Raw genomic sequence first — 1,658 nt, 5'->3', positions numbered from 1 at the left:
CCCCTGCGCCCCGCCGGAACACCGGCCGACGACGCGGCCCCCCCCGGCGCCGGGGGCCGCGCCGTGGGGGGCCGCGTCGTCGGCCGGTGTTCCGGCGGGGCGCAGGGGTGCGGGGAAGGGTCCGTTCTGGCTCGGCATAGGGCCATTTCCGCATCCCGTTCACTCCGACGCCCGTCGTGTGCGCCGTTCCGGTGGTGGCCGCTCGTGCGGCCTGCCTACCGTGACGCTGTGACCGGTACGACCGGAGGCCCCCTCAAGGCGTGGCGCGACGCACTCGTCGCGGTCGTGGCCGCCTTCGTGGCGATGGCCGCGGTGGCGGCCGCCGGCCTGGCCTGCGCCGGGGCGGGCGACCTGCCCGGCGGCGCGTTCCCGCACGTCCTGGCGGCCGTGGTGGTGATGGCGGCCGGCGGCGCGATCGAGGTGACCGGCGAGGCCGGGTTCCTCGCGGACGCCCGGGTGGAGCTGTCGGTGGTGCCGCTGAGCGTGAGTCTGGCCGGGGCGCTGACGGCCGGGATCTGCTTCCTGCACCCGTGGCACAACCGGGCGGTGGCCACGGTCCGCGAGCTGCTGGCCCGGGCGGCCCCGCTGGTCCTGCTGTGGCTGCTGGCCCTGACCGGGTCCGCCCTGGCCGCCCGCCACAGCTTCGTGCTCTCGCTGCCGCCGGGGCTGCCCTCGGACACCTCGCCCGAGGATCTCGGCGACCTGGGCGACCTCGGTGAGCTGGGCGGTCTCGGGCGGCTGGAGGACCCGGACGGTCCCGCCGGTGTCGCGGACCTCCTCGGCATCACCCCCGAGGTGGGCTTCCGCCCCGAGCTGGCCGCCACCCTCGGCTTCGGCCTGCTGTGGATCCTGGGGCTGCTGCTGGTGGCCCTGCTGGTCTCCCGCCGGGCACCGTTGCCCGCCGCCCTGGTCCGCTTCCACACCGCCCTGCGCCCGGCGGCCTTCGCGACGGTCGCCCTGCTGCTGGCCTACGTGGCCGTGGCGGCCGTGACCGGGCTGGTGGTGGCCGGCACCCGCGGCCGGCCCGCCGACACCTTCGCGGTGCTGCTGCTGGGCCTGCCGAACCTGGCCTGGCTCGCGTTCACCGTCGGCTTCGGCGGGGCCTGGGAGGGCCGGGCGGAGGGACCGTTCGGGCTGCCGGTACCGCATGTGCTGGACCAGGTGCTGCGCACCCCGGGGGGCGGGCCGGGCACCGTCGACGTGGGCAGCCTGGCGCAGCACGACGGCCGGGCCTGGTGGCTGGTGGCGGTGGCCGCCGTCCTGCTGCTCGGCACCGGCTTCCTGGCCGCCGTACGGTCCCCGGCGCGCGTGCGGCCCTGGCAGCACGCGCTGCACCTGGGCGTGTCCCTGGCGCTGGCCGTGCTGGCGGTGTGCCTGCTCGGCCGGGTCCAGGCGGAGTTCGGCCTGTCCCTGCTGGGCCTGGGGGACGTACCGGGGCTGGGCGGCTCGGTACGGCTGCTGCCGGAGCTGGGACGCAATGTCGGGCTGGCCCTGCTGTGGGGCGCGGTGGCCGGCTTCCTGGGCGCGCTGGCGGCCCGGCCGGTGCACCGGCGCGGCGAGGTCGAGCCCCCGCCGGGGCCCGCCGGGCCACCGGAGCCGCCCCCGCCCGGGCCGGCCGGGCGGCCCGAGCCGCCGCTGCCTCCCCGGCCGCCTCAGCC

The 1,658-nt window shown here is 78.6% G+C and carries 1 protein-coding gene; it reads left to right on the top strand.

The window, feature by feature from the left end:
• Positions 1–228 precede the first annotated feature (228 nt).
• Positions 229–1,658 (top strand): streptophobe family protein (locus EF918_RS35470; RefSeq protein ID WP_125652947.1); only part of this gene is annotated, 1,430 nt, incomplete at its 3' end.

The sequence above is a fragment of the Streptomyces sp. WAC06614 genome (genome assembly GCF_003949795.1).
Lineage (GTDB): Bacteria > Actinomycetota > Actinomycetes > Streptomycetales > Streptomycetaceae > Streptomyces.
The sequence above is the reverse complement of the archived record's forward strand: the minus strand, read 5'-3'. Positions and strand labels throughout refer to the sequence as shown.